At 43.6% G+C, this 25,495-nt stretch carries 22 protein-coding genes and 1 tRNA gene; 10 read left to right on the top strand and 13 right to left on the bottom strand.

Annotation, left to right across the window (positions count from 1 at the left end; genetic code table 11):
• The first annotated feature begins 83 nt into the window (after window positions 1-83).
• Window positions 84-905 (top strand): peptidoglycan DD-metalloendopeptidase family protein, encoded by an 822-nt coding sequence (locus MHN30_RS04465; protein ID WP_130164773.1) that lies wholly within the window; start codon window positions 84-86, stop codon window positions 903-905.
• 63 nt (window positions 906-968) lie between these two features.
• On the top strand, window positions 969-1,949 hold the full coding sequence (rpoS, locus tag MHN30_RS04460; RefSeq protein WP_017217021.1) for an RNA polymerase sigma factor RpoS: 981 nt from the start codon (window positions 969-971) through the stop codon (window positions 1,947-1,949).
• 86 nt (window positions 1,950-2,035) lie between these two features.
• Here rpoS and MHN30_RS04455 read toward each other — a convergent pair whose 3' ends face one another.
• From MHN30_RS04455 to pepA, 3 genes are all read right to left on the bottom strand, one after another.
• Window positions 2,036-4,885 (bottom strand): valine--tRNA ligase, encoded by a 2,850-nt coding sequence (locus MHN30_RS04455; protein WP_130164772.1) that lies wholly within the window; start codon window positions 4,883-4,885, stop codon window positions 2,036-2,038.
• Window positions 4,886-4,905: 20 nt separating this feature from the next.
• Window positions 4,906-5,352, bottom strand: coding sequence for a DNA polymerase III subunit chi (locus MHN30_RS04450; RefSeq protein ID WP_010377414.1), 447 nt, complete (start codon window positions 5,350-5,352; stop codon window positions 4,906-4,908).
• A gap of 447 nt (window positions 5,353-5,799) precedes the next feature.
• On the bottom strand, window positions 5,800-7,311 hold the full coding sequence (pepA, locus tag MHN30_RS04445; RefSeq protein ID WP_010377415.1) for a leucyl aminopeptidase: 1,512 nt from the start codon (window positions 7,309-7,311) through the stop codon (window positions 5,800-5,802).
• A 196-nt stretch (window positions 7,312-7,507) separates the two neighbouring features.
• On the opposite strand from pepA, the gene lptF reads away from it, so the two are divergent.
• Both lptF and lptG read left to right on the top strand, forming a co-directional pair.
• Window positions 7,508-8,620, top strand: a complete 1,113-nt coding sequence (gene lptF / locus MHN30_RS04440; RefSeq protein WP_130164771.1) for an LPS export ABC transporter permease LptF — start codon at window positions 7,508-7,510, stop codon at window positions 8,618-8,620.
• Window positions 8,617-9,684, top strand: coding sequence for an LPS export ABC transporter permease LptG (gene lptG, locus MHN30_RS04435; RefSeq protein WP_088531502.1), 1,068 nt, complete (start codon window positions 8,617-8,619; stop codon window positions 9,682-9,684). Before lptF ends, lptG begins: the two co-directional genes overlap by 4 nt.
• Window positions 9,685-9,777: 93 nt before the next feature.
• Here the strand turns inward: lptG and MHN30_RS04430 are convergent, their stop codons facing one another.
• Window positions 9,778-10,275: an RDD family protein gene (locus MHN30_RS04430; protein ID WP_130164770.1), complete on the bottom strand. Its 498-nt coding sequence runs from the start codon at window positions 10,273-10,275 to the stop codon at window positions 9,778-9,780.
• A gap of 317 nt (window positions 10,276-10,592) precedes the next feature.
• Between MHN30_RS04430 and MHN30_RS04425 the strand changes: the two genes are divergently transcribed.
• From MHN30_RS04425 to MHN30_RS04415, 3 genes are all read left to right on the top strand, one after another.
• Window positions 10,593-10,677, top strand: a tRNA-Leu gene (locus MHN30_RS04425).
• Window positions 10,678-11,252: 575 nt separating this feature from the next.
• Window positions 11,253-12,644, top strand: a complete 1,392-nt coding sequence (locus MHN30_RS04420; RefSeq protein ID WP_130164769.1) for a diguanylate cyclase — start codon at window positions 11,253-11,255, stop codon at window positions 12,642-12,644.
• 44 nt (window positions 12,645-12,688) lie between these two features.
• The gene (locus MHN30_RS04415; RefSeq protein ID WP_130164768.1) at window positions 12,689-14,491 is read left to right on the top strand and encodes a HAMP domain-containing sensor histidine kinase; all 1,803 of its coding nucleotides are present in this window, start codon (window positions 12,689-12,691) and stop codon (window positions 14,489-14,491) included.
• A 400-nt stretch (window positions 14,492-14,891) separates the two neighbouring features.
• Here MHN30_RS04415 and MHN30_RS04410 read toward each other — a convergent pair whose 3' ends face one another.
• The 7 genes from MHN30_RS04410 to MHN30_RS04380 all read right to left on the bottom strand — a co-directional run bounded on the left by MHN30_RS04410 (window position 14,892) and on the right by MHN30_RS04380 (window position 21,045).
• Window positions 14,892-16,724 (bottom strand): DUF885 domain-containing protein, encoded by a 1,833-nt coding sequence (locus MHN30_RS04410; protein WP_239358633.1) that lies wholly within the window; start codon window positions 16,722-16,724, stop codon window positions 14,892-14,894.
• 79 nt (window positions 16,725-16,803) lie between these two features.
• Window positions 16,804-17,940, bottom strand: coding sequence for a radical SAM family heme chaperone HemW (gene hemW / locus MHN30_RS04405; RefSeq protein ID WP_069020912.1), 1,137 nt, complete (start codon window positions 17,938-17,940; stop codon window positions 16,804-16,806).
• Window positions 17,937-18,530 carry an XTP/dITP diphosphatase gene (locus MHN30_RS04400; RefSeq protein WP_239358631.1) on the bottom strand — a complete coding sequence of 198 codons (594 nt, stop codon included), beginning with the start codon at window positions 18,528-18,530 and terminating at the stop codon, window positions 17,937-17,939. The genes hemW and MHN30_RS04400 overlap by 4 nt, the downstream gene beginning before the upstream one ends.
• An 8-nt stretch (window positions 18,531-18,538) precedes the next feature.
• Window positions 18,539-18,973 carry a DUF4426 domain-containing protein gene (locus tag MHN30_RS04395; RefSeq protein WP_069020914.1) on the bottom strand — a complete coding sequence of 145 codons (435 nt, stop codon included), beginning with the start codon at window positions 18,971-18,973 and terminating at the stop codon, window positions 18,539-18,541.
• Between the two features lie 10 nt (window positions 18,974-18,983).
• Window positions 18,984-19,517: a YggT family protein gene (locus MHN30_RS04390; RefSeq protein WP_010379021.1), complete on the bottom strand. Its 534-nt coding sequence runs from the start codon at window positions 19,515-19,517 to the stop codon at window positions 18,984-18,986.
• A 9-nt stretch (window positions 19,518-19,526) separates the two neighbouring features.
• The gene (gene proC, locus MHN30_RS04385; protein WP_039494449.1) at window positions 19,527-20,348 is read right to left on the bottom strand and encodes a pyrroline-5-carboxylate reductase; all 822 of its coding nucleotides are present in this window, start codon (window positions 20,346-20,348) and stop codon (window positions 19,527-19,529) included.
• 13 nt (window positions 20,349-20,361) lie between these two features.
• Window positions 20,362-21,045 (bottom strand): YggS family pyridoxal phosphate-dependent enzyme, encoded by a 684-nt coding sequence (locus MHN30_RS04380; RefSeq protein WP_239358629.1) that lies wholly within the window; start codon window positions 21,043-21,045, stop codon window positions 20,362-20,364.
• A 30-nt stretch (window positions 21,046-21,075) separates the two neighbouring features.
• On the opposite strand from MHN30_RS04380, the gene MHN30_RS04375 reads away from it, so the two are divergent.
• From MHN30_RS04375 to MHN30_RS04365, 3 genes are read left to right on the top strand one after another with little or no spacing between them, the layout of a single operon-like run.
• Window positions 21,076-22,122 (top strand): type IV pilus twitching motility protein PilT, encoded by a 1,047-nt coding sequence (locus MHN30_RS04375; RefSeq protein ID WP_130126814.1) that lies wholly within the window; start codon window positions 21,076-21,078, stop codon window positions 22,120-22,122.
• A 14-nt stretch (window positions 22,123-22,136) separates the two neighbouring features.
• Window positions 22,137-23,258: a PilT/PilU family type 4a pilus ATPase gene (locus tag MHN30_RS04370; RefSeq protein WP_222242509.1), complete on the top strand. Its 1,122-nt coding sequence runs from the start codon at window positions 22,137-22,139 to the stop codon at window positions 23,256-23,258.
• Window positions 23,236-24,120: a hypothetical protein gene (locus tag MHN30_RS04365; protein WP_239358627.1), complete on the top strand. Its 885-nt coding sequence runs from the start codon at window positions 23,236-23,238 to the stop codon at window positions 24,118-24,120. The genes MHN30_RS04370 and MHN30_RS04365 overlap by 23 nt, the downstream gene beginning before the upstream one ends.
• A gap of 314 nt (window positions 24,121-24,434) precedes the next feature.
• On the opposite strand, the gene ruvX is transcribed toward MHN30_RS04365, so the two are convergent.
• Window positions 24,435-24,884 (bottom strand): Holliday junction resolvase RuvX, encoded by a 450-nt coding sequence (gene ruvX / locus MHN30_RS04360; RefSeq protein WP_017217006.1) that lies wholly within the window; start codon window positions 24,882-24,884, stop codon window positions 24,435-24,437.
• Between the two features lie 42 nt (window positions 24,885-24,926).
• Window positions 24,927-25,484: a YqgE/AlgH family protein gene (locus tag MHN30_RS04355; RefSeq protein WP_010379034.1), complete on the bottom strand. Its 558-nt coding sequence runs from the start codon at window positions 25,482-25,484 to the stop codon at window positions 24,927-24,929.
• Between the last annotated feature and the right edge of the window lie 11 nt (window positions 25,485-25,495).

Here is a 25,495-nt window from a genome sequence, read left to right as displayed (position 1 = left end):
TTTCCAGTAGAATGTGAAAACCAAGCAAAATTAAGTTAGATTGATATGATAGTCGTTGATAGTAGCACTGGAAAATATAAGTAATGTACAAGTCTCAGGTCATCATATCGATTTGTTTAAGCGGCCTGCTTGTTGCCTGCTCATCGAATCATACGCCTGCGCCTGTAACGACTTTATATTCTGGTAAGACCACTTCGTCACATAAAATTAATATTAACGGAAGCAGTTACAAAGTAAAAAAAGGCGATACTTTATTTGCAATTGCATTTAGCGCGAACAAAGATGTAAGAACGCTCGCGAAAATCAATAAAATTAAGCCTCCGTACACGATCTACCCCAATCAGATCATTCGTCTAGAATATCCCAAAAATAAAAACAAAAAGAACACAAAATACACGAAAGTAAACCACAAGTCTCAGTCTTTAAAACAAAAAAGTAACAAAAGCCCCAAAAAAGAGCTTGATAAGCCAAATCAACGAGAGTATGTTCAAAGACAAGCCACACAAAAATCTAGTAGTACCAAGGCTTTGTATAATAATAAGGTACTATGGAAATGGCCTGCTGAAGGTAAAGTGACTCGTCACTTCTCTGTTAAAGAGAATGGTTATAAGGGATTGGAGATCTCTAATAAACCAGGTACTTCAGTTAAGGCTGCTGCTGGCGGTGTAGTTGTATATGCAGGGAGTGCGTTGCGTGGGTATGGTAATTTAATCATTCTGAAACATACGGATGATTATCTAAGTGCGTATGCCCACAACGCTAAGTTACTCGTCAGAGAACAGCAAAAAGTTAAAGTTGGGGAAAAAATTGCCGAAATGGGTAGTACAGATGCTTCTAAGACGGCGCTTAGGTTTGAGATCCGTTTTAAAGGTCAAGCTGTAAACCCGGCAAAATACTTGCCATAAAGTAATGCGAGTACATCGATTGGTTCGAGTACCCTTACTTTTATTCGCTTGGGGAGAATACTTATGGCTCACACTGCAAAATTACCTACAAAATCTACTCCAGAGTTAGACAAGTTCGAAGATGATAATATTGACGAACCGAAAGACGAATTACTTGAAGACCTCGAAGACGACGAAGAAGTTTTTGCCAAAGAAGAAGTGGTTAAAAACTTAGATGCTACTCAACTCTATTTAGGTGAAATTGGATTTTCCCCACTGCTCAGTGCAGAAGAAGAAGTTTACTTTGCGCGTAAAGCGTTAAAGGGGTGCGAAGCCTCACGTAAACGGATGATAGAGAGTAACTTGAGATTAGTGGTTAAAATCGCTCGTCGTTATAACAACCGTGGTTTGGCATTACTTGACCTCATTGAAGAAGGTAACTTAGGCCTGATCCGGGCGGTGGAAAAGTTTGATCCAGAACGTGGATTTAGATTTTCTACATATGCAACTTGGTGGATCCGTCAAACTATCGAACGTGCGATCATGAACCAAACTCGTACCATTCGTTTGCCTATTCATGTTGTTAAAGAGCTCAATGTTTACCTACGTACAGCACGTGAATTGACACAAAAGCTGGATCATGAACCTACCGCTGAAGAAATCGCTGAATGTCTCGACAAACCCGTCGAAGAAGTCAGTAAAATGCTCCGTCTAAACGAAAGGATCACTTCGGTTGATACGCCTATTGGTGGTGAAAATGACAAAGCACTGCTCGATATTATCGCGGATGAAAAGGGCGGTGGTCCAGAAACCGAAGTGCAGAGCAACGATATTAACAAACACATTGTTGATTGGCTGGGAGAGTTAAACCCAAAACAGCGAGAAGTGCTCGCGAGACGCTTTGGTTTGCTTGGTTATGAGCCATCTACGCTTGAGGATGTTGGCCGCGAAATTGGGCTAACGAGAGAGCGTGTAAGACAAATTCAAGTTGAGGCGTTGAGACGCTTAAAAGACATTTTACAACACGAAGGGTTAAGTACAGATAGCCTATTTGAGCAACAGTAAATCATACCAATTTGCTCATTAAAAAGCCGCAATATGCGGCTTTTTTAATTCTTGAAATGTATAAAACCAGCAAAGATAGAAAGCGATTACAAGCTTTCTATCTTTGCTTTTTGTTCAAGTAGCTTCGTTTTTGCATCGCTAAACTCAGCTAATTTTGCTTTCTCTTTAGCAAGTACTGCTTCAGGTGCGTTACTTACAAACTTTTCGTTTGCGAGTTTCTTTTCAACCTGCTCAAGACCTTTTTCTGCTTTTTCAAGCTGCTTAGCAATACGCGCAAGTTCTGCTTCTACATCAATCAAACCTGCCATTGGGATCATGATTTCAAGGTCACCGATAAACGCAGTCGCACAAGCTGGTGCTTCGTCTTTGCTTGCAAGTAAGTCTACCGTTTCCAGTTTTGCCAGAGCGCTTAAGAAAGCTTGGTTTTCTTCTAGACGACGTTTGTCATCTTCGCTTGCACCAGTAAGTAACACGTTTAACGGTTTGCTTGGACTGATGTCCATTTCACCACGAATGTTACGGATAGCAATAATAAACTGCTTCACCCACTCAAGGTCTGCCATCGCTTGCGCATCAACTTTGCTTTCGTCGAATACTGGGAACGCTTCAAGCATAATCGTCTTCGCTTCGACACCTGCGATTGGTGCTACACGTTGCCAAATTGTCTCTGTAATATAAGGCATTAGTGGGTGCATCAAACGAAGTAAGCCTTCCAATACAGTGATAAGCGTATGGCGTGTACCACGCTGCTGCGCTTCATTGCCTTTAAATAGAATTGGCTTAGTTAGCTCTAGATACCAGTCGCAGAATTGGTTCCATGTGAACTCATAAATAGTGTTTGCCGCAAGGTCAAAGCGATAGTTATCCAAGTGCTCAGAGAACACCTTAACTGTATTTTGGAATTGACCTAAAATCCAACGGTCCGCTAGAGAATACACTTTTTCGTTATCGTTGAAGCCACAGTCTTGTTCTTCTGTGTTCATCAATACATAACGGCTAGCATTCCAAAGCTTGTTACAGAAGTTACGGTAACCTTCAAGACGGTTCATATCCCAGTTGATATCACGTCCCGTTGACGCCATTGCTGCAAGAGTGAAACGCAATGCATCAGTACCGTGTGCTTCAATACCATCGACAAATGTTTTGCGCGTATTCTTTTCGATTTTTGCCGCAAGCTGTGGTTGCATCATGTTGCCAGTACGTTTAGTCACTAGGCTCTCAAGATCGATACCGTCAATCATGTCTAGTGGATCTAACACGTTACCTTTTGACTTAGACATCTTATCGCCATTTTCATCGCGAATAAGGCCAGTCACATAAACGGTCTTAAATGGAACTTGAGGTTTACCATCTTCATCTTTGATGAAATGCATGGTCATCATGATCATGCGAGCTACCCAGAAGAAGATAATGTCGAAACCAGTAACCAAGGTATCTGAAGGGTGGAATACCTTTAGATCTTCCGTGTTTTCAGGCCAACCTAACGTTGAGAAAGTCCACAGTGCAGAAGAGAACCAAGTGTCTAGTACGTCTTCATCTTGGGTCAGCGTTACGCTCGCATCCAGGTTATGGTTTTGACGAACTTCAGCTTCGTCACGACCAACATATACATTACCTTCGCTGTCATACCATGCCGGGATCCTGTGGCCCCACCAAAGTTGACGGGAAATACACCAGTCTTGGACATCACGCATCCAAGAGAAGTACATGTTCTCGTATTGCTTAGGTACAAATTGAATATCGCCATCTTCTACCGCTTTTACCGCAGGCTCTGCAAGAGGAGCAACGCGAACATACCACTGATCGGTAAGTAATGGCTCGATAACTACGCCAGAGCGGTCGCCGTAAGGAACGGTTAGACTGTGATCGTCGATTTTCTCAAGTAGACCAAGCTGCTCAAACTCGTCAACGATTTGCTTACGCGCATCGAAACGGTCAAGGCCGTGGAAACGCTCTGGAATTGGTGCGTCCATCGCTTCAAGTGGCTTACCATCAAAAGTAAAGCACTCACCCGTATTCAGAACTGCTGCGTCTTTGTTGAACACGTTGATCATTGGCAGCTCATGGCGCTTACCAACTTCGTTATCGTTAAAGTCGTGTGCTGGCGTGATTTTTACGCAGCCGGTGCCTTTTTCCATATCTGCATGTTCATCAGCAACGATAGGAATGCGACGGTTGACGATAGGAAGTAGAATTTCTTTACCAATTAAGTCTTGGTAACGTTCATCATCCGGGTTTACTGCAACGCCAGTGTCACCAAGCATGGTTTCTGGACGAGTGGTTGCTACGATAATGTAGTCTTTACCATCTTTAGTGGTTACGCCATCCGCAAGTGGATAGCGCAAATTCCACATATGACCCTGCTTGTCTTTATTCTCAACTTCTAAATCAGAAATCGCAGTGTGTAATTTAGGATCCCAGTTAACTAGACGCTTACCACGGTAGATTAAGTCATCTTGATATAGGCGAACGAATACTTCTTTTACCGCTTCAGACAGGCCGTCATCCATCGTAAAGCGTTCTCTATCCCAATCTACAGACGCACCTAAACGGCGTAATTGTTTGGTGATTGTGCCACCTGATTGCTCTTTCCATTCCCAGATTTTATTGATGAATTCGTCACGGCCTAAATCATGGCGTGATTTACCTTCTTCGGCTGCAAGCTTGCGCTCAACCACCATCTGAGTGGCGATACCAGCGTGGTCAGTACCCACTTGCCATAGCGTGTTTTTACCTTTCATACGCTGATAGCGGATCAAAGTGTCCATGATAGTGTCTTGGAACGCGTGGCCCATGTGTAGACTACCTGTGACATTCGGCGGTGGGATCATAATCGAATATGCGTCACCATTGCCTGATGGCTTAAAGTAGCCATTTGACTCCCAGTCTTGGTACAAAGACTGTTCAATATCTTGTGGATTGTAGGTTTTATCCATTACACAGAACCCTAAAAATGCTATTTCTCAATGTCTTCAGTGGAAATTGTTGCGCCAAGTGCACGAAGTTGCTTAAAGCGTTCTCGTGCGGCTTGCTTAGCGCTGGCTTCAACAGGCACAAAATCTATCACCTGTTCAAAGCGACGAATAAAGTCAGGGACGACCCGAGCTAGATTAATAAGCACGGGGCGACGAGCAGCAGGAGGCATAGTGCCAATTTCCACCGGTGCGCCGCCTTTGGGGCCTTCGCCTTGTAAGTTGTGGGGCACAAACCTGTCTGCGTCAAAACACCAAAGGTGCTCATCGAATAAATGAGCGTCGTCAGTATTATCGACGTTAACAAAGATACGGTGTCCAGCTTGATATAAGCTCGCCGCAGTTTGTGCTGCCAGATCAAAATGAGCCGGAACGCTAATCCCCGGCTCATCGTTTTGTTTTAACACGTAAAAGCGCGCTTTGATAGTCATGATAATAATACCAATTGCGAGGAGTACTGAGGTTTGCCACAGGCTCCACAGCTGCTCAATATCTGTAATCTTGTTTACCGTGATAGCGTAGACGAAGAAAATCAGTATGCGCGGCTTAGTTTAAAACTAATTATAGCGCCACTTAAATGCACATAAATAAGCCTGTATTCTGCCATATAAAGGCAATACCATCAATCAAGAAGCAAGAGAAGAAGAATAAAATATGGCAAGTGGTAGGAAGCGCTCGCTGAGGTGGTTTAGTAGCTTTGTAGTGTTAATTTGGTGCGGGATATAGTCGCGGGGTAAACCCGCTGCTACGGTTTGGATTAACCTTGTGAGCTGCGATGTTATGTCGCGGGGTAAACCCGCTGCTACGGTTTGGAGTAACCTTATGTAGCAGCGACTTTATGTCGCGACTTATGCTTGTTAAGTGTCGCGACTAGACTATTAGTCTTGCTGTGCGTCCGTGATATTGGCGCGGTTAAGTAAATATTGCATCAGCATAGGCACAGGACGACCTGTAGCGCCTTTGTTCTTGCCGCTGCGCCATGCCGTACCTGCGATGTCTAAATGCGCCCAGTTGTACTTTTTCGTAAATTTAGACAAGAAACACGCGGCTGTAATTGTGCCAGCTGCGCGACCACCTAAGTTCGTAAAGTCAGCAAATGGGCTTTCAAGTTGTTCTTGATAATCATCCCAAAGCGGCAGTTGCCACGCTCTGTCGCCACTTTGTTCTGACGCTTTTAGCAAATCATGGGCAAGCGGGTTATGGTTAGATAATAAACCTGTCGCATGGCTACCAAGTGCAACGATACATGCCCCCGTTAATGTCGCAACATCGACAACGGTTTCTGGCTCGAATGCTTCAACGTAAGTTAGCGCATCGCACAGTACTAAGCGGCCTTCGGCATCGGTATTGAGTACTTCAACGGTTTGACCGGACATAGTGGTTAAAATATCGCCCGGACGGTAAGCATCGCCCCCTGGCATATTTTCGCAGCCAGCTAAAACACCAATTACATTAAGTGGCAGTTGCATTTGTACGACAGCTCGCATTAAACCAAGTACGCCTGCGGCTCCGCCCATGTCGTATTTCATTTCATCCATCGCTTCGCCAGGCTTGATAGAAATACCACCCGAGTCAAATGTTAAGCCTTTACCCACGAATACGATTGGTGCTTGGCCTTCGTCACCACCGTTATAGTGGATAACCGACATCACTGACTCGTTGCGACTACCACGGCCAACTGCTAGGTATGAGTGCATACCCAGCTCTTCCATTTCTTGTTCACCAACAAGGTTTACGGTAACGTTATCAAAGTCTTCAGCCAACTGTTGTGCTTGCTCGCCCAAATAACGAGGGTTACAGATATTTGGTGGCATATTCGCAACATCTTTACATAGCTTACTGCCAGCGGCGATAGCAAGACCGTGCTCAATCGCACTTTCACCGATTGTTAATTCACGACGCGTTGGTACGTTAAAAACGATTTTACGTAGCGGGCGTCTAGCCTCACTCTTTTTGCTTTTTAGTTGATTAAAGGTATACAGGCAATCTTGCGTGGTTTCGACCGCTTGGCGAACTTTCCAGTAAGTATCACGGCCCTTAACATGTTGCTCGGTCAGAAAACATACCGCTTCCATTGAGCCAGTTTCATTTAACGTATTGATGGTCTTAGAGATGATTTGTTTGTATTGTTTATCATCGAGCTCTCTTTCCTTACCACAACCCACCAACAAAACGCGTTCGCTTAGTACATTTGGTACATGATGAAGAAGTAGAACTTGTCCTGGTTTGCCTTCAAGATCACCACGTCTGAGTAAATTTGAGATATAGCCTTCGCTTATTTTATCCAGCTGTTCACCAATTGGTGAGAGACGGCGTGGCTCGTATACACCTACAACAATACATGCGCTACGCTGTTTCTCTGGACTACCACTTTTAACGCTGAATTCCATTGCGACTCCTGAGTCTTTGTCATGTCATTTTGAACTTTTTACGCCAACACACTTTCCTACATTAAAGTCATGAATATGCTTTAACCTTAGGTAGGATATTCCGGCGCATTGACATATAATAAAGTGACTAAAATAATCAGTTTACTCAATTTTTCCCACTATTCCAGTGAAACAAGACGTTTTATAGGGACGAACATTGCTTATTTTCCGCTATTTAACGGGTGAAGTACTAAAATCTCAGGTTGCGGTTTTTCTCACCTTAATGACAATATTTTTGTCACAAAAGTTTGTACTCATTCTGAGCTCAGCGTCTGAAGGGAGTATACCGGGTAAGTTAGTACTTGCTATGCTTGCGTTAAAACTGCCACAGTTGGCCGGTTATATTTTACCGCTTAGTCTCTTTCTTGGGATCATTTTAGCCTATAGTCGCATCTACGCCGACAGTGAAATGACGGTACTGCGCGCCTGCGGGGTCAGTGAGTGGTATGTGGTTAGGGTGACTTTAGTCTCTAGTGTATTTTTTGCATTACTGGCCGCTTGTGTGAGTATGTATATTGCACCTTGGGCGAGTGAAAAAGAGTATCAATTAAGAGAGCAAGCCGATGCGGAATCGGGGCTATCTACCCTTAGAGCCGGTAGATTTCAGCAAACGGGCAATGAAAAAGCGGTGGTATTTGTTCACGGCATTAGCGAACAAGGCCGCGAATTAGACAAAGTGTTTGTCGCGCAATTGCCCGAGAAGGACTCAAATCAAGCCGCTCGTTTAGTGTATGCGCAAAAAGGAGAAGTGATTGAGCTTGATAGTGGTGAGCAGCAACTACTCCTTCATGAAGGTAAGCGTTACGAGACTGATGGCTTCAGCCAAGCACTTAATCGCACTGAATTTGGTACTTATCAAGTGCAAATTAAAGAACAAGAAATTGAACACCAGCGCCGTAAATTAGAGGCCATTCCAAGCTTACAGTTACTTGAAATGGATACGCCAGAAGCAAAAGCGCAATTTCAGTTGCGATTGTCGGTGCCTATTTCCATTTTGTTACTCACTCTATTGGCTGTGCCACTGAGTGTGGTTAACCCAAGACAAGGCAAGTTCGCTAAGCTCGTGCCAGCAATTACGCTATATTTGGGTTATTTTATTTTACTCAATGCAGGCAAGTTTCTGTTAGCTGAAGAAAAAGTACCAGCCTCAGTCGGTCTCTGGTGGATCCATTTAAGTGTGCTCTTTATTGGCGTTTATTTAATTGCGAAAGGAAGACCTTTTGGTGTGTGGGTTCGCTCGGTATTTATGAAACGGGAGACGGTGGTATGATGAAGACGCTAGATTGGTATTTAGGGCGTAGCATCTTACAAACCACAGGTTTCGCGCTATTAGTTTTTGTGGGGATCAATACGCTTATAAAGTTTATTGAGCAATTACGCTCGGTTGGTCGTGGCAGCTATGATTTACTTGGCGCCATGCTCTATACCATTTACAGCATGCCAAGCGATATTGTTGTATTTTTCCCGATGGCTGCGTTGATTGGTGGTCTGATTGGCCTTGGTGCACTTGCCTCAAGCAGTGAACTAATTGTTATGCAAGCGGCTGGGTGGTCGCGTTTTCAAATTATTATGTCGGTGATGAAAACGGCAGTGGTGCTGGCGCTACTGATGATGGCGCTTGGGGAGTGGGGCGCACCAAAAGCGGAACAAACCGCAAAACGGTTAAAAAACGAAGCAATTTATGGCGGTGAAGTCTACAGTGCTCAGCGTGGTGTTTGGGCGAAAGATGGCGGCAATTTTATTAACATTGGTAATGTTGAAAAAAACGGTAAGCTTAAAGATATCGCAATCTATTATTTCGATGACTCACTAACACTGGCAAAAATCGTACGCGCTCAGTCGGCGCAAAGCATGTCTAATGGCTGGCAATTGCAAGATGTGGAAGAAGTGCATATCGATCAACAGCAAATTACAACGCATTATTCAAAATCAATGCTCTACGAGTCTGAATTAAGTGAAGACAGGCTAGGTGTTGTATCGATAGAGCCCGATGCTTTGTCTTTTACAGGGTTATGGTCATTTCTCGCTTATCTAAAGCAAAATGAGCAAGATTCAAGTAGCTATGAACTCGCGCTGTGGCGTAAGGTGATGCAGCCGCTGACGATTGGGGTAATGCTGCTGGTGGCTTTGTCATTTATCTTCGGGCCATTGAGGACGGTGAGCATGGGCGCGCGGATTATTATGGGCGTGGTAACAGGCTTAGCTTTCCATCTGAGTAATGAAATTTTTGGCCCTATCGTGATGGTATATCAAGTTCCACCGGTAGTTGGTGCGTTAATGCCAAGCTTGTTATTTATTGGATTGGCTATCCATCTGCTGAAGAAACAAAATTAACGTTTTGAATTAAGTAAAAATATAGGTCTCATATTGAGGCCTATATTTTTTATGGACATGGCTAATGGAATAGGCTGCTATTTGAAGCTTAGATTAGTCTAAGCTGTTATACACCTTTTTATTTTCCTCTTTGCTCAGTAGCACTACCTCAGTGCCACACAGCATATCCTGGAGCGATCTTTTCTTTTTAAAGTCTAACAATACTATCAGATTACCCAGTCCAAGTAGCGCGCATAGGCTACGAGCGATTGCTTTTGGCCAAGTTAACAGTGCTCCGTCAGGGGTTTGCACTTTTAAGCGCCACGCGCGCATGCCGATAGTTTGGCCGCTCTTAGTCCAAAAATAGGCAAAAAACAGCACCGAAACCAGCACCAATAACATGGCTCTAAGTGTATATAAGATAGGATCCGCTTGGATCAGCGCCGATACGTCTTCATGATTGCCAAGCGCGAGCAGGTTAAATGAAATTAAGGCATTGATAGTTAGTAAAAATAACACGGTAGTCAGCATTGCGAACGCGACGACCACTAAGCTGTCGTATATAAGTGAAGCCAAGCGACGGCTGAAATTCGCTGGAGCAAAATGTGACATAACAACTCTCATAATTACAAGGTTGCGGAGTATTTTACACATAAACCGATAAAACGTTTACTGAATTACGTTAACTAATGGATTAGCAACGCCTTGCCCTTGCCGTTTTAGCAGGAATAAAGTTGACTTTAGGGCAATATTTAACAGCTTGTGCGCAAATAACAAGCAGTTAACGCCTTATTGCAAAAAAATTACTTGCCGTTCTTAATCGCCTTTGTATAATGCAAAGCATAGAGACGAAGGCAAATAAAAAAAGCCTGAGCTCAAAGTGGTTTTTCTTTATTTTCTCTTGTTTTAGAAGATGAAAGAAAAATTATGCCAGTGTGATGGAATTGGTAGACATGACGGATTCAAAATCCGTTGCCTTCGGGCGTGGCGGTTCAAGTCCGCCCACTGGTACCACTTTTTATAACCCTTGCTTTTTAGCAAGGGTTTTTTTATGCCTCGAATTTATGTTTTGAAATTATGGTATCGGACTTGGACGCCACGCGGGTGGCGCTAATACAGGTTAAGAGTCCGCCCACTGGTACCACTTTTTATAACCCTTGCTTTTTAGCAAGGGTTTTTTTATGCCTCAAATTTATGCTTTGAAATTATGGTATCGGACTTGGACGCCACGCGGTGGCGCTAATACAGGTTAAGAGTCCACCCATTGGTACCATTTTTTATAACCCTTGCTTTTTAGCAAGGTTTTTTTATGCCTCAAATTGTCTGTAGGTCGAGATTTATCTCGACTAATTGGGCCTATCTTGACGAACGAATTGGTCTTATCTCGACGAATTGATTTAAGCAAGCGTCACATCACAGGTGCTATTCGTCGCTACAAATCAAGTCACCTCCACGGTTCAACCCATAATTCTGAACTGACAGTTACTTCCTCACAAAACTGGCAGTTTTTGATAGATTGCCTATGCTTTTGTAATTAAATTGGTTTATTGTAGATTTAAGCAGCTAAATTTTATTAGGCAAGAGAGGCGATGAAGGTAACCGTAGAAAAGCAAACCATAGTGCTGTTATCGTTGTTTACCATCGTGTTCTGGAGTTTGACTTTCTACGCGGTAAATCTTATTTCTCACTCTATTGTGGTTCAGGAAGTAAGCGAAAGAACCGAAACGGTAAGGTCTAACATTTCACTTGTTCGCGCTAAAATTGAAAACGCCATATTTATGGACACCTATCTGGCTGAGAGTTTAGCGACTTTTGTTACAATCGATCCTGACTTTGCAATTGAGCATTGGTCTCATGTGGTTGCTAAAGCCGTTGAAAAGTCGACGCTGATTCGTCATGTGGGGCTTGCACCCAATAATATTATTAGTCATGTCTATCCAGTTGAAGGGAACCGAGCGGCTATCGGTTTCGATTTTCGCACAAACCCTGAACAATTTCGCACTGTTGAAATTGCAAGAACCTCTCAAAAAGTATTTATCGCCGGTCCATTGCAGCTAGTGCAAGGCGGTGAAGCCTTGATTGCGAGGTTTCCTGTATTTTCGGATTATCCGAGGAATGAAAACTACTGGGGCGCAATTAGTGTAGTTTTAGATTATCAAAAGCTGCTTGAATATAGTGGCATTAACGAATTGGACAGTGCCACTTTAGCGATTCGAGGTCGAGATGGGCTAGGTGAACAGGGGGATGTCTTTTATGGCTCTGCTACCTTGTTTGAAACACCAGATTTAGTCATCCCAATCAATTTACCATCTGGTGAATGGCAGCTTGTGGCTGATTATCAAATAGACGAGAACACCTATGCGGAGGCAAGGCAACAAGCTCAGATTTTGGTTACTGCTGTTGCCTCAATATTGTTTCTCTCGTTATTAGTACTCTATCGTTCGTATCACTTAGCACATACCGCCTCGTTGCAAGATGATTTAACTAAGTTGCCCAACCGTCGCTATGCGATTAGGCAACTCAATACGTTACTTGGTCGTTCAGAGCAACCGTCATTTGTGCTGCTTAACCTCGATCTAAATAATTTTAAACAAGTAAACGATAAGTTTGGTCATGAAGTGGGAGATAAGCTGTTGCTCCATGTCTCGTCAATTTTGATGAATTCAGTGCGTGTGTACGATTTTATCGCGCGATTGGGGGGAGACGAGTTTGTTATTATTTTACACAGAGTGTCAGAAGACGCTTTGGTTAACTCAATTATAAAAAACATTAAGGAGCAGGTTGAAAAGCAACCGCTACAAGTTGATAGACACACTATTCAAACGACAGTGAGCGTTGGTTATGCTTTCCCTTCAGCAAATCAAGATAGTGTTTCGGAACTCATGGCTCGCGCCGATCACAGCATGTATTACGATAAAAATCTGTCGCAACGACAGCAAAAAGAAAGTGAGGTTTTGGAAACAAATCAGGAAACCCACTAGAACTATACTAAGCTTACAGAGTATCAATTAAGTGAGAATATGCCGTGCAGCTAAAGCAGTCAGTTCTATTTTTCAAAATTGCCGCGTTGACTTCTGCGATAGTGATCATTTTCGTCAGTTGGTTTTTGTATTACGAAGTGAGTCGTAGTGCCCGCCTAACTGCACAACTTACTCAGCTGCAAACTGCTCTACAACGAACCATAGATCAAGAAGAGCATATTCTTATTAGAGCACAAAAAGATGATGTTTCTGCCATCCCACAATTAAAGTACAGCTATCAGGATAGCTTTAGTAACTTGCTTAATTCTATGGCCAATGAAGAGGCCTTGCTGCCTTTGCTATTACAGCTCGATGAACTGTCAAAAGCTTACTTTGGTAAACTAGATGAACTTATCCGCTTGCATGAACAGCTCGGCTATGACGAAAATGCAGGTATTTATGGTGAGTTCAGACGTAGCGCCCATGCCTTGCAGGATCGAATTTCTGGTAAGGCTATGCCTCAGTTGGAAATTGCCATATTGGAATTAAGGCGTAGAGAAAAAGACTTTTTGTTAAGAGCTGACTTAAGTTATTTGCAGCAGCATGAACAACTCGTCATGCATGCTGAGCAACTAATCAAAGACAGCGCGCTAAGTGAAGAGATAAGCAATTTGCTTAAACGTTATGAAGCGGGTTTTGCAAGCTATGTTGCTATTTTGCGAAAGCTAGGTTTGCACGATGGTGAAGGCGTTCGCGCGGAGCTATTCACCGAGAAGCAAAAATTACGAAGCCAGTTTGAGCTAGTATCAATCCGTACCCAAGCCGTTACGCAAGAACGTAAAGAAAGTATCATTTTATATGGCCTCATTTTAATTGTACTGATGAATATTGCTGTGCTTATCTTACTGAATTATCAAAATAGCAAAGTCACACGGCATATACTGGCTATCAATAAAGTACTCGTAAAAGTTGCTAAGCTTGAAGACTTTAGTTTAAGGGTGAATATTGACGGTAACGATGAGATTGCACAAATTGCTCATCAACTCGATGACCTATTAGCATTTATTGAAACCTTGCTTGCGCGCCTAAGCGCAGCGCAGCAACGCTTAATCGAAGAAGCCAAAATGGCGAGTTTAGGAAATATGGTGAGTGGCTTTGCTCATGAGCTTAATACGCCGCTTGGTGTTGCTATTACCAGCCAATCGCATTTAAAAGAGCAAGTCGCGACACTAAAATCGCAACTTGAACTTGGTAAGTTACAGCGGCAAACCTTGACGACACTAATTACTGAGGCAGAAGCCGCGCTATATTTATTAGAAAATAACCTCCACCGCACAGCCTCGCTGGTAGATGATTTTAAGCTTGTGGCAGTGAATCGAGAGTTTGAAGAAAAGAGCACGTTCAACCTTAAGCATTTAGTTAAAAATGTCTTTGATTGCTACCAATCAGAATTAAACCAAGAAGACTATGCCATTGAACTCGAAATCCCCGAAAACCTAACTTTGATCAGCTACCCGTCGGTGTTTAGCCAAGTTGTTGGGTACAGTATTAACAATTGCATCAAGCACGCCAAGATTGACGGGCAAAAGCTCAATATTGTGGTATCTACCGTATTAATTAATGATTATATCCATTTTTATTTTAAAGATGACGGCGCGGGAATAGATAAAGAGCTATTGCCCGCTATCTTTGAGCCTTTCGTTACTTCGAAGCGTTTTTCGGGAGGGACAGGGCTTGGCTTGAGTATCGTATATAACTTAGTAACACAGAAGTTGAAGGGTGAAATCAAAATGCAAAGCCCTGCGCATGGCGGTGCCTGCTTACATATTATTTTGACCGGAACAGAGTTTAATTTTACAGAAGAGTGAGTAACCTGAGCTTCGGATAATTAACGCCTTTCTAACAGCCAGTTTCTGTGCTAACTGCGTTGAATTCACTTCCAATAGCTAGCTATTGGAAGTGAATTCGTCTTGCCTACAGGATGTAGGTACCAGGGCGGTAGCAGGACGCGAGAGCGGGGTTATCCCCAAAACTCTCTGGCTAGATAAGGAAATAGTTTAATGTGAGTTTAAAAGCAATTAGTTAGCTCATTCCTTATCCAAACCTCAGGTTAAGTAACCGGAGCGTGGGATAACAACTCGCTTTCTAGCGGCCGTTATTTCTTATGCGGATTTGCTTATCTGAATACAGCTTATGTAAGGTAAATAAAGTAAAAAAGCCGGCATGACTGATCATGCTGGCTTTTATTCGGTTCATTGGCAGTAGGTATTAGCCTTTTTTGCTCGCTACCCACTCATCAACAAATGATTCAAGCACGTTTAGTGGAACTGGGCCATTTTTCAGTACGACGTCGTGGAACTCACGAATATCAAACTTATCGCCTAGTTCTTTCTTAGCGGCTTCACGAAGTTCTAAGATCTTCAACATCCCCACTTTATACGCTGTAGCTTGTGAAGGCATAACAATATGGCGCTCTACCATCTTCACTGCGTCTGACTTAGCATTAGGTGTATTATTTACGTAGTAATCAATACCTTCTTGACGTGTCCACTTCATTGCATGGATCCCCGTGTCTACTACTAAACGGCACGCACGCCATAATTCCATCGATAAGCGACCAAAATCTGAATAAGGGTCTTCGTATAAACCCATTTCTTTTGGTACAAGCTCAGAATATAAGCCCCAACCTTCGATGTATGCAGTGTAGCCACCGAACTTTCGGAATTTAGGCATATCTTCTAGCTCTTGAGCAATTGCGATCTGCATGTGGTGACCCGGAATACCTTCGTGATAAGCCAAGGCTTCCATTTGGTAAGTCGGCATCGCTTCCATGTCGTAAAGGTTTGCATAGTAAACACCAGGACGTGATCCGTCAGGCGCAGGTTGTTGGTAGAAAGCTTTACCAGCAGATTTTTCGCGGAATGCCTCTACGCGTTTTACTATCATGTCCGCTTTTGGCTTAACGATAAACAGCTCATCCAAGCGTGACTTCATATTATCGATCATCGCTTTGGCTTCGGCTAAATATTGTGCCTTACCAGCTTCTGTATTTGGAAGGTAAAACTGCTTGTCGGTTTTCATGAACTCCATAAAGGCTTTTAAATCGCCTTTGAAGCCCACTTTCTCTTTGATTGCTCGCATTTCGTCATGAATACGCGCCACTTCAGATAAACCGATTTCGTGAATTTCTTCAGCGCTTAATGCTGTGGTTGTCGTACGTGCTAGGGCGTTATTATAAAACTTTTCGCCGTTAGGGAACTTCCATGCACCATCACGATTGTCTGCTTTTTTCTCAAGTTTATGTAGGTAACCAATCAACTTGTTATAAGCAGGTTTTACTGCTGTTGTTAGCGCGTCTGTTGCTTCTTTTACCAGCGCTGACTTCTCGTCTTCACTGATTTCAAGTGTTGCTACTTTGCGTTTGAAGTCAGCCAGTAACGTTGAGTCATCACCCGCAGCAAATGGTGCACCTTTGATGATATTTTCACTTGATTCAATGACGTGAGGGAAAACGAATTTCGGTGCAATAATACCTTTATCTGCACGCGCTTTTAAGTCGATGATGAGCTGATCAAATACAGCCGGTACGCCGTTTAAACGTGAGATATAGGCTTTGGCATCTTTCACATCGGTAATTTGATGTTGGTTGATTAAAAATGCAGGCACCATTGAGTGTGTACCATACATCTGATTTACCGGGTATGAGTGATAACGCCATTTAAAATCAGCAATGGTGTTTTCAAGACCTTGCTTGAATAAGTCGTAGCTCACTTGCGTATTGGCATCTAGCTTACTGCGATCAATCGCATTAAGCGCAGCTAAGTCTTGTTTCGTCAGTTCAAGATCTTCAAGTTGGCGCGCTTCGCTGCCGTCATCCCACTTGTCGTAGTCTTGTTTGATACCCATATAAGTTTGGTAAACTGGGCTACGCATTACGCCACGGGTAAACGACGCTTCAAAAAGTGCGTTCGCCTTTTCTACTTCACTTTTTACGACTTGTTGTTCAGCTTTTGGAGCAGGTGCTGGAGAGTGTGTGGTTTGTTGACAGCCAGCAAAAAGCGCGACGCTTACCGCTGCTGCTAAAATGGTTAATTTACGCATTTTATACCCTTTTATTATATGTTGCCGAATGGCGGTTTTCATGCGGGTTGCAGTGAATATCACCCGCATAATTTCTATATTAAACAAATAACTCTAGCAGATCGTTGAGGTATCGGTGGCCTTTATTTGTAACTAGCCATGAATCGTTGGTTTCCTCAATCAAACCCTTATCTACGGCCTCAGCAATTTGCGTTGCAATAGCGCTAAGTTCAAGACCAGTGTAGTCAATAAACTGTTGTTTTGATGCAGCAGTTTTTAAACGGAATACATTCATAAAAAACTCAAATGGTCTGTCATCGTTTGCAACATGCCACTGCTCATACAAATAGGGTTTACTCAGATCCATATAGCCGCGAGGGTGTTTTACCTTTACGGTTCTTAAGATCTGTTGCTGCTCAGGCAAAGTGATTTTGCCATGTGCACCACAGCCAATCCCGAGATAATCGCCAAATTGCCAATAATTCAAGTTATGTCGACATTGAAATCCCGCTTTGGCATAGCCTGAGATCTCATATTGCTGGTAGCCGTGCTCTGCAAGCAATGCCTGACCTTGTTCTTGGATGTCCCACAGTGTTTCATCCTCAGGTAAAACCGGAGGCTTAGAGGCAAACTGCGTATTTGGCTCAATGGTTAATTGATACCAAGAAAGGTGTGGCGGTGCCATCGCAATGGCTTTTTCTAAATCACTTAAGGCATCGCTAACCGATTGATTGGGAAGGCCATGCATCAAATCAAGATTAAAGCTATTTAACCCTGCTTGATGGGCTTCTTGTGCGGCATTGAGCGCTTCTTGCTCGCCATGAATACGACCAAGTTGAGTAAGCTTTTCCTGTTGTAAGCTTTGCACGCCTATCGAAATACGATTGATGCCAGCCGCAACATAATGCTTAAAACGATCTGTCTCAACTGTGCCTGGATTCGCTTCTAAAGTGACCTCAATGTCATCCTCAAAACCAATTAGCGCCTCAATTTCACTGAGTAAATAGCGGTACGCTTCACCTGAAAGCAGGCTAGGGGTGCCACCGCCAATAAAAATACTACTGAGTTTACGGCCCTGAACATAGTGAAGATCGGCTTTGATATCGTGGAGCAAATGTTGAATATATTCCGTTTCAGGAATATCGCCCTTTTTACCATGGCTGTTGAAATCACAGTAAGGGCACTTTTGCACGCACCAAGGTACGTGCACATAAAGACTTAATGGAGGTAGTTTCACGCGAGGCCTTGAAAGTGACTGACGAGTTGTTTAAGTGCCTGTCCTCTGTGGCTGATTGCGTTTTTTTCTTCCTTGGTTAGCTCTGCTGATGTGCAGTCTAAACCTTGTACCTTAAAGATTGGGTCGTAACCAAACCCTTCTCGGCCTTGTTGCGTTGTAGTGATTTCACCTTCCCAGCTCGCCTGACAAATAATCGGCGTTGGGTCGTCAGCGTGGCGCATATAAACTAGAACACACCAAAAACGGGCGCTGCGCTCAGTTTGTTCACCAAGCGCTGCGAGTAAGTGATAAATATTTTTTTGGTCGTCGGCGTTTTCGCCAGCATAACGCGCTGAATATACTCCAGGTGCGCCGTTTAATGCGTCTACCTCAAGGCCTGAGTCATCGGCAATGGCAGGCAAGCCAGAAATCTTAGCAGCATGACGAGCCTTGATAATGGCGTTTTCCACAAAGGTCGTGCCGGTTTCTGCAACCTCTGGCACCTTGAAATCACTTTGCGGTAATACCTCAATGTCATACTGATTTAGCATCGCGCTAAGCTCTTTGACTTTACCTTGGTTGCCCGTGGCAAGTACCACTTTATTTGACATATGTTTCTCTACTCTACATAAAACTTTTGTGAGAACGTGAGTTTGCGGCTTTGCTTACCTTCACTGATCTCAATGTCGAAACGAAAAATATCTTCATCGTCGTAATCTAATTGGGCAAGATAGTATATTGCCTCACCTTCCACGACTTCTTTAAACTCTAGCTGTACGGTTTTACCAAGTAAGTTTTTGGCGCTACCTGCAACGCGTGCCTTAACTGCGGGTTTTCCTGGCTTGTCGGCCAAGACTGAGATATTTACAATCGCTTTGTTACCGCTACGAATTAAGCCATACGCTTTTGCAATTGTGGGCTGAACAAAGGTGGACGGGAAGGCGATATAATGCACTTCCCAAGGACCTAAGTCTTTAAATTGGCCGCCTTGTTCATCTTGAGCGAATGCGATTGGTGCAAGCAGCATCATTAACGCAATAATAAATGATTTCATTTGGATGCTCCTATCTCAGTAAATCCATCATTAGGATCTGCAAAAATTGCATGCCGATAATTAGGACTAAAATAGATAAGTCCAGTCCGCCTAGCGGTGGGATAACCTTACGAATAGGTCTTAGCATCGGCTCTGTTAATTGCTCGAACACGGCGGCAACTGGATTGTAGCCTTGCGCTACCCAACTTAAAATGGCACGAATAATAAGGATCCAGAACACCAGACTAAATGCTTCTTTTACTACCGTAATAGCGCCACCAATCAGCGCGCCTAAAGCGTCAAAGTAACCACCGAATAACGCCATCAGCGTCGCCATTTTGGCAAAGCCAATAATGAATGCCAGCACCAAAGAGGCAAGATCTAAACCGCCCACACCCGGAATGATTTTTCTCAGTGGGTTCACGGCAAAAGAGGTTGCTTTAACAACCGCTTGGCTTAGCGGGTTATAAAAGTCCGCTTTGACAAGCTGCAACCAGAATCGTAGTAATACGACCATTAAAAATAGATCAAATACGATCCCGACTAAAAATTGCATGGCATTCATTGGTCACCTTTAGATTTCTTTTTCCATTGCTTCAGCGCGCGCGATACATGCATCCATCGCGTCCGCTACGGTTTTTGGTAATTGCTGTGCTTTTAAGTGCTCAACGGCTGCGTGGGTTGTGCCACCTTTAGAGGTGACGTTAGCGCGTAGCTGAGCGATGCTAATTTCTGGTTGTGATAATGCCATTTCAGCTGCGCCTAGCGCAGTTTGCTGCACAAGCTTTCTGGCTTCCTCAGGACTAAAACCTAGGGCTTTAGCCTTTTCTTCAATGGCTTCCATAAATAAGAAGAAATACGCTGGAGACGAACCCGTTACCGCAATAACGTCGTTGATTTTCGACTCTTCATCAAGCCACAGGGCAATCCCCGTGGATGAAAATACTTGCTCAACATAGTCTTTTTCTTCGTCGCTGATGTCGACGCCATACAAGCCAGACACACCGCGTCCTAGCAACGATGGCGTGTTAGGCATACAGCGCACCATTTTTACCGGTTGGCCGAGCATTTCTCTCAGTCGTGCAACGGTAATTCCGGCGGCGACAGAGATAAACAGTTTATTGCTAATATCAATATCTGCATCTTGAAAGGTCTGACACAGCTCGGCCATCATCTGTGGTTTTACAGACAAGACAATGACGTCAGCCGCGGCGACTGCTTCTAGATTATCTTGTGTTGTTCTTACCGATAATTGCTCTGCGACTTTGGCAAGTTTCTCTGCATTGCGGTTGGTGGCAATAATAGACTGCGCGTCAAAGCCACTTTTGATCATGCCACCGATAATGGCATAGCTCATATTTCCCGTTCCAATAAATGCAATTGTCTTGTTTGACATTGTGTTATTCACCTCACTGTCGTTTGCCAAAAATATCAGTACCAATGCGAACCATAGTGGAACCTGCTGCAATCGCAGTATCTAAATCGCCACTCATTCCCATCGATAAGGTATCTAGCTGTTGATATTGGTCCTTTAGTCTATCAAAGCAAGCGCGCATTTGCTGGAAATATTGTAATTGCTTTTGTTTATTATCGGTTTGCTCTGTGATAGTCATCAAGCCACGAAGCTCCAATTGACGACAGTCATTAATAAACTGCGCCAGCGTATCAACCTCATTGAGATGACAACCTGATTTGTTGTCATCACCGCTAATATTGACCTGCAACAGCACCTTGAGTGGCTTTAAGTTTGTTGGTCTTTGCTCATTTAGCCTGCGTGCGATTTTCTCTCTATCCACGCTTTGTACCCAATGGAAGTTTTCGGCGACTAATCTTGATTTATTGGACTGGATTGGACCAATAAAGTGCCATTCAAGCGCTTTGTTTTGTTTGAAATAGGCAACTTTATTAACCGCTTCTTGTACGTAAGATTCACCGAATTGGGTTTGACCTGCCGCAATCGCAGCCTCAATATCGGTGATAGGTTTGGTTTTAGAAACCGCGAGTAATTGTACTGTTTCGCTGAATTGACAGTTTTGCTTGGCTTTTTCTATCCTGCCGTAGGCGTTATCTAAGCGTTCTGCTATTGTAACCATATAGTACTAGTGCTCATTGTGGAGTTATAAATGGATATTACAGAATTATTGGCTTTTAGTGTTCAACACAAAGCATCTGACTTACACCTTTCTTCAGGTGTTTCCCCTATGATCCGTGTTGACGGGGACGTACGCCGGGTGAATATTCCGCCGTTAGAAGTAAAAGACGTCAGCAGCCTCATCTACGATATTATGAATGATAATCAACGTCGTGACTATGAGCAAAACCTTGAGGTAGATTTCTCGTTCGAAGTGCCAAATCTGGCGCGTTTTCGTGTTAACGCCTTTAATTCAAATCGTGGTCCTGCTGCGGTGTTCCGTACCATTCCAAATCAAGTGCTGAGTTTAGATGATTTGGGGGCACCAGACATTTTCACCAAAATTTCCGATAACCCACGTGGCTTAGTATTGGTAACCGGCCCGACAGGTTCTGGTAAATCAACCACGCTGGCTGCGATGGTGGATTATATTAATAACAACAAACATCACCATATTCTAACCATCGAAGACCCGATAGAATTTGTTCACGACAACAAGCAAAGCCTTATTAACCAACGTGAAGTACATAGAGACACACACAGCTTTAACGCGGCGCTGAGAAGTGCACTCCGTGAAGACCCTGACGTTATTTTAGTTGGTGAATTACGTGATCTTGAGACCATTCGTTTAGCGCTAACTGCCGCGGAAACAGGCCACTTAGTATTTGGTACTTTGCATACTACCTCAGCACCTAAAACCATCGACCGTATTGTGGATGTGTTCCCAGGTGAAGAAAAAGACATGGTGCGCTCTATGCTGTCAGAGTCGCTACAAGCGGTGATTTCACAAACACTGGTGAAAAAAGTTGGCGGCGGGCGCATAGCAGCGCATGAAATCATGCTCGGGATCCCTGCTATTCGTAACCTTATTCGTGAAGACAAGATTGCACAGATGTATTCGGCAATTCAAACCGGTGCAATGCACGGTATGCAAACCATGGATCAATGCCTTACAAATTTATTAAACCGTGGTTTGATCACACAGCAAGATGCGCGTGCAAAAGCGCATGACAAAAATCAGTTTAATAGCGGCTATTAAGTAGTGGTGTAGCGATGAATATAGAACCGTTTTTGCAAGCGATGGCCGATCAGCAAGCATCCGACTTGTTCGTCTCGGCAGGGCTTGCGGTGAGCGCCAAAATTGATGGCGAACTTAGAGCGTTAAGTGAAGAAAGCTTAAATGCCGAGCAGTCACTGAATCTTGTTACCTCGATTATGAGCGACAAGCAAAAGCAAGAATTCTTTAACACTAAAGAGTGTAACTTTGCGATTGCCAATGATATCGGGCGTTTTCGTGTTTCTGCATTTTGGCAACGAGACTGTGCGGGCATGGTTATCCGCCGTATCGTTACTGCTATTCCTGATGTCAATGAGCTAGGTTTACCGTCGGTACTGACCGATGTGATCATGTCCAAACGTGGCTTAGTGTTATTTGTGGGTGGTACGGGCACGGGTAAGTCAACCTCGCTTGCTGCACTGCTCGGTTATCGCAATCGTAACCAACGTGGCCACATTTTGACCATTGAAGATCCTATTGAGTTTGTGCATCAACACCAAAAAAGCATCATTACTCAGCGTGAAGTGGGCATTGATACTGACAGTTTTGAATCTGCCTTAAAAAGTTCATTACGCCAAGCGCCAGATGTTATTTTAATTGGTGAAATTCGCTCGCAAGAAACCATGGAGTATGCACTGAGCTTTGCTGAAACGGGGCATTTATGCGTTGCAACCTTACACGCCAATAATGCTAACCAAGCTATCGACCGTATCATGCACTTAGTCCCCAAAGAAAAGCACGATAAACTGAAGTACGATTTGGCGCTGAACTTGCGCGCTATTGTGGCGCAACAACTAGTGCCTTCTTCAAAAGGCGAAGGTCGAGAGGCGGCCATTGAAGTGTTACTGAACTCCCCACTCGTTGCCGAGCTTATTAAAAAAGGCGATATTGGCTCGATTAAAGAGGCAATGGCAAAATCGAAAGACATGGGCATGCAAACCTTTGATCAAGCGTTGTTTGAGCTTTATAAGCAGCAGCGGATCAACTATGCCGACGCACTACATCATGCTGACTCGCCAAACGATCTGCGCCTGATGATCAAGCTGCAAAATAATGAACAAAAAGGTGCGGGCTTCCTACAAGGGGTTACGGTAGATGGGTTGGATTCGAAGAACTAAACGCAGCTATCTATTCGCTTTTGTGCTGAGCTTTGCTGGTGTACTTAATGCCAGCGAAGCACTTAATGTTTTTATTAGAGATGATGTCCTCGCAGATTATCAACGTTTTGTTGGTGAACGCGACGTCACAAGAATTACCGATTTTAGTGGCCAGTATTTACGCCGTGATGTTGTCGATATGGTGATAGCACAGCAAGCCTTGCAAAAAGGTGGCTTCGACAAAGCATTTATTTTTACGCCAGGCTTTGTCAGTTTTCGTGAATCCAATTTGCTTGAAAAAGGGGAACAACTACTTCACTTTGATAGTTATTGGAAAGCAGACCTTGAAAATAAAGGTCGGCTGCTTTTTATCAGTGAGCCGGTTATTCAAAAAGGTCAGTATTTTGCTGGTATTTATCACGGGATAGATAATCAAAAAGTAAAGCAGCTAAAAGAGGAGCAAGGGCTCACCCAGCTAACTTCGGTATCGAACCCTAAGTGGCAGACCGATTGGCAAACCTTGGAGTCACTTCCGCTTAAACAGCTTCATGCTGAATCCGATTGGATGTCACAAGCGCGTATGGTGAGCAAAGGTTGGGTCGACTTTATGTTGATGCCGCTTATGCCGAAGCTAGATAATCGTTTTGTTTTGGAAGATGTTGAGCTCATTGCTAATGAACATCTAGTCGTGCTGTTAAACGACAGCAGGCACTTTGCGGTGTCTCGGCTTCATCCAGAAGGTGAACGAGCGTTTGCTGCATTACAAAAAGGTCTTGCAATACTTCGTGAGCAAGGCCGGATCACTAGCGCATATCAGCAAGCTGGGTTAATACCAGATTTGGATAAGTACCAAGTCGTAAACCCCGTACAGGAGATCCGCTAGTCATTCATACACTATTCGCGGCTAGAGTTGCTTTGCTAGGTGTACAACAATGGCGATTTCACCATAGTGTTTAGGGAATAAGAGTTGCCTTACTGCTGGTGATTGAAAGCGTTGAGAGTCCGTTAAATATGATGGGTTTTTACAGACAGTTAGCCGTACCTTTAATATCAGTACTGAATTTTTGATATTAAAGGTCGGCGCTAGATTGATATTTTTAGTGTGTTATCACTACACCGACTATGCCGTGCATAAATATCAATTCACTTGGTGGAAAATAAAGCCATAAAGCTCAACAGGCCCAAGAGTTAGACTAGCTATTCCCACATTGCTTCAAAGTAGCTTTCAAGAATGATACAAGCAGACATGCCATCTACCTTACCTTTTGCAAGGTTCTTATAGCCTCCTTGTTCAAATAAGCGTGCTCTGGCGTCTGCTGTCGTCAAGCGCTCATCTTGTGTTTCTACCGGCAACCGGAAGTGGTTATGCAAGCGGTTAGCAAACTTTTTTGCTCTGAATGTTAAATCTTGATTGGTACCATCCATATTCAGTGGTAAGCCAACCACCAATAAATCAGGTTGCCATTCGTTAATGAATACAGCGATGTCATCCCAATTTGGAATGCCATCGTTTGCCTTTACAGCACCTAGGCTTGATGCGGTTGCGGTGATTTCTTGGCCGATGGCCAAGCCGATACTTTTAGTGCCAAAGTCAAACCCAATGACGCTACGTTTACCTTTAGGCACTTTTTCTTTTTTGTTTTCCATGAATACTTCGTTTATTAACCTAAGCTCAAAATTACAGGCTAGTTACGCATGACCCGCTTGCGAGCTTAATTGTGCAACGTCGATACCAAGCATTTGCACTGCTTTTTCCCAACGCTTTTCGGGTGGCGTATTAAATATGATTTCGGGGTCAGCCTCGACGACTAACCAAGTGTTTTCTTTCAGTTCTTTCTCTAGTTGACCACTTACCCATCCAGCATAGCCCAAGGTGATGATAAAACCTTCGGGAGAGTGTGATGACGTTAAAGAGGCTAAAACATCTTTTGATGTGGTGATCATAATTTCGGAGCTAAGCTCTTGGCTTGAGGCGTAACCAAACTTTGGCGTATGTAGTACAAAACCTCTGTCGGTGTGAACAGGCCCACCGGCGTAGATATTTACCTTAGCCGCTTGGCTAGATTTGTCGTTATCGATATCAATTTGATCAAGCAATTCGCCCACGGTGATATCGATAGGGTGGTTTACCACCAACCCCATCGCACCATCTTCGCTGTGTTCACAAAGATAGGTTACCGTATGATTGAAAAAAGGGTCGTCCATGCTGGGCATTGCCACTAAAAAGTGATTAGCGAGTGATTTCATAACCAGACCCC

It is taken from the genome of Pseudoalteromonas sp. OF7H-1 (assembly GCF_022347825.1).
Classification (GTDB): Bacteria; Pseudomonadota; Gammaproteobacteria; order Enterobacterales; family Alteromonadaceae; genus Pseudoalteromonas; species Pseudoalteromonas maricaloris.
The sequence above is the reverse complement of the archived record's forward strand: the minus strand, read 5'-3'. Positions and strand labels throughout refer to the sequence as shown.

Excerpts from the sequence above, each read along its gene's own strand:
- MHN30_RS04465 (WP_130164773.1), top strand. The coding sequence starts at position 84 with ATGTACAAGTCTCAGGTCATCATATCGATTTGTTTAAGCGGCCTGCTT.
- rpoS (WP_017217021.1), top strand. The coding sequence starts at position 969 with ATGGCTCACACTGCAAAATTACCTACAAAATCTACTCCAGAGTTAGAC.
- MHN30_RS04455 (WP_130164772.1), bottom strand. The coding sequence starts at position 4,885 with ATGGATAAAACCTACAATCCACAAGATATTGAACAGTCTTTGTACCAA.
- MHN30_RS04450 (WP_010377414.1), bottom strand. The coding sequence starts at position 5,352 with ATGACTATCAAAGCGCGCTTTTACGTGTTAAAACAAAACGATGAGCCG.
- pepA (WP_010377415.1), bottom strand. The coding sequence starts at position 7,311 with ATGGAATTCAGCGTTAAAAGTGGTAGTCCAGAGAAACAGCGTAGCGCA.
- lptG (WP_088531502.1), top strand. The coding sequence starts at position 8,617 with ATGATGAAGACGCTAGATTGGTATTTAGGGCGTAGCATCTTACAAACC.
- MHN30_RS04430 (WP_130164770.1), bottom strand. The coding sequence starts at position 10,275 with ATGTCACATTTTGCTCCAGCGAATTTCAGCCGTCGCTTGGCTTCACTT.
- MHN30_RS04420 (WP_130164769.1), top strand. The coding sequence starts at position 11,253 with ATGAAGGTAACCGTAGAAAAGCAAACCATAGTGCTGTTATCGTTGTTT.
- MHN30_RS04410 (WP_239358633.1), bottom strand. The coding sequence starts at position 16,724 with ATGCGTAAATTAACCATTTTAGCAGCAGCGGTAAGCGTCGCGCTTTTT.
- MHN30_RS04400 (WP_239358631.1), bottom strand. The coding sequence starts at position 18,530 with ATGTCAAATAAAGTGGTACTTGCCACGGGCAACCAAGGTAAAGTCAAA.
- MHN30_RS04395 (WP_069020914.1), bottom strand. The coding sequence starts at position 18,973 with ATGAAATCATTTATTATTGCGTTAATGATGCTGCTTGCACCAATCGCA.
- MHN30_RS04390 (WP_010379021.1), bottom strand. The coding sequence starts at position 19,517 with ATGAATGCCATGCAATTTTTAGTCGGGATCGTATTTGATCTATTTTTA.
- proC (WP_039494449.1), bottom strand. The coding sequence starts at position 20,348 with ATGTCAAACAAGACAATTGCATTTATTGGAACGGGAAATATGAGCTAT.
- MHN30_RS04380 (WP_239358629.1), bottom strand. The coding sequence starts at position 21,045 with ATGGTTACAATAGCAGAACGCTTAGATAACGCCTACGGCAGGATAGAA.
- MHN30_RS04375 (WP_130126814.1), top strand. The coding sequence starts at position 21,076 with ATGGATATTACAGAATTATTGGCTTTTAGTGTTCAACACAAAGCATCT.
- MHN30_RS04370 (WP_222242509.1), top strand. The coding sequence starts at position 22,137 with ATGAATATAGAACCGTTTTTGCAAGCGATGGCCGATCAGCAAGCATCC.
- MHN30_RS04365 (WP_239358627.1), top strand. The coding sequence starts at position 23,236 with ATGGGTTGGATTCGAAGAACTAAACGCAGCTATCTATTCGCTTTTGTG.
- ruvX (WP_017217006.1), bottom strand. The coding sequence starts at position 24,884 with ATGGAAAACAAAAAAGAAAAAGTGCCTAAAGGTAAACGTAGCGTCATT.
- MHN30_RS04355 (WP_010379034.1), bottom strand. The coding sequence starts at position 25,484 with ATGAAATCACTCGCTAATCACTTTTTAGTGGCAATGCCCAGCATGGAC.